This is a genomic window from Bacillus sp. GMs2/2 (assembly GCF_050172095.1).
Taxonomy (GTDB): Bacteria; Bacillota; Bacilli; order Bacillales; family Bacillaceae_G; genus Bacillus_A; species Bacillus_A cereus.
The window spans coordinates 1-4,009 of record NZ_JBNLYE010000349.1 but is presented as its reverse complement, the minus strand read 5'-3'; the positions used below and the strand labels follow the sequence as shown (position 1 = coordinate 4,009).

Here is a 4,009-nt window from a genome sequence, read left to right as displayed (position 1 = left end):
GCAATTCCTTTAATAATATTTGGAGCTATTTTAATGTTTATTGCAAATAAAAAAAAGAGGACGAATTCATAAATTCGTCCTCTTTTTTATTTTAATAATACCATGTACCTAGTTGTTTATAACTTAAAACTTTTGATTTTCCTGAAGCTACAACTTTACCATTTTTATAAAGTAAAGTTGAAACTTTATAATTACCATTTGGATGTCTATATAATGTTTTTTGAGCATAATCCCAAGATTGATTTCCATTTAAATAACCAACAATAGAAGCACCCAATCCTAACCAAAATCCTCCCGCCAGTGAATAAAGACCTATAAGTAAACTTCTTTCATTTGCTGTATTTCGAACAGTTCTACTACTCACATATTGATTATATCCATCTGAACCACCACCAGGAGAAACATCTACATATGAAGTCCCAGCATCAAGATCTAAAGATGCATAATTTGTTACAAATGAATTATTTAAATCATTTGTAACATTTTGTACTTCTACACTTTTAGTAGATTTATTTAGTTCACTTGCTTCTGAAATAGATGGAAAGAATGAAAATGCTGATAAAGCACATGCTGAAGCTGTAATTGTAGCAATAGTTTTTTTGAAATTCATGGTACACCCTCCTTATTTTGTAAGCACTTCCAATTATCCGAAAAACAGAATATTAAATCAAATGCAAATTTGCATATTGTATTTATTGAATTAGAAAAACTTCCTTTGTTTTTGGGTGTGAGTGTTGGCTGGGGGGTTGGGGGCTAGCCCCCAGGAACTTAACGTAACTAAAATATGGAATAAGCTTATTGTTTAGAACGATAGGATTAGGCGGTTCGGCAGGTATAATTGCTGGTCTAAGTCGAACAACCTAAATCCTTGTTTTTGGTATGTTCGGCTTGGCAATATGCTCATACCTGCCGAATTCCACCATGCAATAGAAAAAGAGTGGAGATTTTTTGAGTGTTTTTCTCAAAAAATACTACTCGACTATTGCATGGTGGAAAGCCTTTTAAATTATAGATAAGAGTAAAAAAAGTAGGAAATAGTTTAAAAACATTGATATATCAGTAGTTTATGAGGGTTTATTGCGGTGTAATTTTTTATACCTTTTGGTGTAATTTTTTATACCTTTTGGTGTAATTAAATTAAACTGTTGATTTTTAAGAAGACTGTTTAGTATAATTAAAATAAACCAAAAAGTATAAAAAAATTAACTAATCCTGAGGTGAATAACATGCGTGGAGACGGTAAAAAGAAAAAAACGATAACTACCAGGAAAAAAGTGAAGTTTTCAGGAACCCAAAAATTTATAAAACAAGATACCGGTGAAATTGTTGAAATGAATGTTACAGAAATTGAAGAACGTGACGCAAATTTTCATAAGGTTTGGTTAGGTCATGTAATTCAATCTCTTGATCTAATTGGGAATAAAAAAATTCATATCTTAACTTTTATTATGGACAATCTAAACAAGGAAAATCAGTTTTTATACACATACTCCATGATAGAAAAGGAAACTGGCATTTCAAGAAAAACCATTGCAGATACAATGACTGCATTACAAAAAAGTGACTTCTTAAAAAAAGTAAAAAATGGTCATTATGAAGTTAACCCTAACCAAATCTTTAAAGGTGGTAAAAATGCAAGAATGGATATCCTACTTAGATATAAAAACCTTTCTTCATTAACCGAAGACGAATAATTATAAAACGCCTTAAAATCAATTCTAAGGCGTTTTCAACGTTCCATATCATATCCTTTCTGTTTACGTTTCATTTCTTTTGTATATTCACGTTCAAATTGATTATTTACACCCTTTATATCTAGTTCATTTTTAATAAGTCCTCTAAACGCTTTAAATTGCTCTTTAAAGACTTTTTTCGTTTGTTGATATAAAACCTTTATGTTTATCTGTAAATCTCTTATATGAGCTTTTAAAGAGCCTATTTCAGTATGTAATTCTTTATTTACTTCTTCTAATTCCCGATTTTGTTTATAAGAATGTTTTAAAGCAAGTTTATTCCCCTCTATTGTTTCCTCTAAATATTTATTATCTTCTCGTAAACTTCGATTCTCTTTTACGAGATCCGTCTTCTGTAAACGTTCATAATCTTTTTTTACAATAACCGCTGCATTCACTTTTTCTGTCATATCTCTCCATTGCTCACGTGTAACCACAATGTTTCCTGTTTTCTTCTCAGTAATTTCTGGCTTTCCAAACAGTTTCGTTGTTACTTCTGTTTTTGTTTCTTCTCGCAAATAAGACAATGACACTGGTTTATCCGGAACTTGATTTCGAAACGTTTCAAATTCCTGTTTCTTTTCTTTAATTTTTTTATCTAAATTTAAAAATTGTTGCTGAATTTTTTGTAAGGTTTCATTCTGTATTTCAATGTAATTTGTGGTTTGTTGTAATTGATTATGCGTTTCCACTACTTTTGTTTCTAAATGCTTTTTTACATTTCCTAGCTGTTCCACTTCTACTTGTAAATCTTGTTTTTCCTTAAAGGCTTGAGGCGATAAATGTTTTTTCTCTGAACCTTCACCTCGTTCTACATCAAAGCCTTTTTCACGCATTTCCATCGGGAAATCCTGTTGTAAAGCTGTCAGCTCTTTTCTTGTAAACATATCTTTTGCAGACAAACGATTGTCTTCTGTAATTGGCATGACACCAATATGCATATGTGGTGTCGCTTCATCCATATGAACCATCGCATACAACGTATTTTGTTTCCCATAACGTTGTTGAATAAACTCTAACGAACTTTCAAAATAACGTTTCTGTTCTTCTAAACTTAATGAATGCATGTAATCAGGAGAAGCTGTTACTACAAATTCTGAAAGTACAACCGAATTGGCTCGTGGCTTTCGTTTTACTCGTTCACTGATCTCTTGTTTAATTGTGCTTTCATATCTAATTTTTTGCTGATTCAACAAATCATAATTTTGTTCACTTTTCGAATAATCAATATCCAAATTTGATTTGCTTTTTCCTTGTCTTTGGTTATGTTTTTGAATCCCTTGCACATCAGAAATTTGAAATTTCTGCATGTGAATGATTGCAAATTTGTTCATCTTTTTCCCTCACAATTGTCTTCCGTAAGAGGACTACTTTTGAGACCATCATAACACATCGAGAGAGCGAATCCAAAGTTTTGGTATAGCCCACTATACCAAATTACATTTGGTGTGGGCTCTGCGAGACCTAGTTGGCTTCGCCAAATCACGCCACAGCGTGATAAAATCCGAGGGGCCTTGCCCCACACCCCACAAGGGGAACTCTTCCCCTTGACCCCATCAATCGAACTCCCCAACCCCTCACTCCTTGAGGGGCTCCCTCGCCGATCGGCATCCCCAAAACGGTTCGTTTTGAGGAAATGCCAAGAGGGTGATAAATCGGCTGCACGAGTCAATTCCTTAATGCTCCTTTCATGGATCAGCATAAACCGCTGATCCGTTCCAGTCCGCTTACCATTGACTCTTACTGTTTATCTTTCTTCTCCTATTGTATTAAATGATGAGTATCTATGATATAATATATATCCATCACTAAATCTACCTAAAAGGGTTGTATCCTTTTAAAAACTACATTTAAAAATGTAAGTTCAAGTTGCTGTATTAGCTGAATTGCATACAAAAAACCAATTCTATACAAAGGAATTGGTTTTTTGTATAAGAAAAATAAAATATGAAACTGTGCATATTTACTAATTAATTCCCAGAAATAGAAAAAGTTGAGTTATAATAAATAGATAAATACCCTTTCAGTTTCCTATGAACTGTAATTTAATCTGTTCTTAGTACGAAGTCTTTTTTAAAGACTTCGTACTTTTTTTGCCTACCAATAAAACAAATCATTAAAATAAAAAGATTCATATAACCATCAATTAACTCTCTTTAACTAACATATATCCTATATATTCTCAAGGTGGTATGCTTATAGTATGAATTTGATATATGGAGGCATAGCAAATACAAATGAATTATAGAATATTACACTATATTGGTTTATTTATA

At 32.2% G+C, this 4,009-nt stretch carries 3 protein-coding genes; 1 reads left to right on the top strand and 2 read right to left on the bottom strand.

Features of this window, described 5'->3' with window-relative positions; translation table 11 throughout:
- Positions 1 to 91: 91 nt before the first annotated feature.
- On the bottom strand, positions 92 to 610 hold the full coding sequence (locus tag ACQGS6_RS24030) for a hypothetical protein (RefSeq protein ID WP_196470514.1): 519 nt from the start codon (positions 608 to 610) through the stop codon (positions 92 to 94).
- 616 nt (positions 611 to 1,226) lie between these two features.
- Here ACQGS6_RS24030 and ACQGS6_RS24025 point away from each other — a divergent pair.
- On the top strand, positions 1,227 to 1,694 hold the full coding sequence (locus ACQGS6_RS24025) for a replication/maintenance protein RepL (RefSeq protein WP_426965716.1): 468 nt from the start codon (positions 1,227 to 1,229) through the stop codon (positions 1,692 to 1,694).
- 35 nt (positions 1,695 to 1,729) lie between these two features.
- Here ACQGS6_RS24025 and mobV read toward each other — a convergent pair whose 3' ends face one another.
- Positions 1,730 to 3,067: a MobV family relaxase gene (gene mobV / locus ACQGS6_RS24020; protein ID WP_426965715.1), complete on the bottom strand. Its 1,338-nt coding sequence runs from the start codon at positions 3,065 to 3,067 to the stop codon at positions 1,730 to 1,732.
- Positions 3,068 to 4,009: the final 942 nt, after the last annotated feature.

Coding starts and splice junctions, on each gene's coding strand:
- ACQGS6_RS24025 (WP_426965716.1), top strand. CDS start 1,227: ATGCGTGGAGACGGTAAAAAGAAAAAAACGATAACTACCAGGAAAAAA.
- ACQGS6_RS24030 (WP_196470514.1), bottom strand. CDS start 610: ATGAATTTCAAAAAAACTATTGCTACAATTACAGCTTCAGCATGTGCT.
- mobV (WP_426965715.1), bottom strand. CDS start 3,067: ATGAACAAATTTGCAATCATTCACATGCAGAAATTTCAAATTTCTGAT.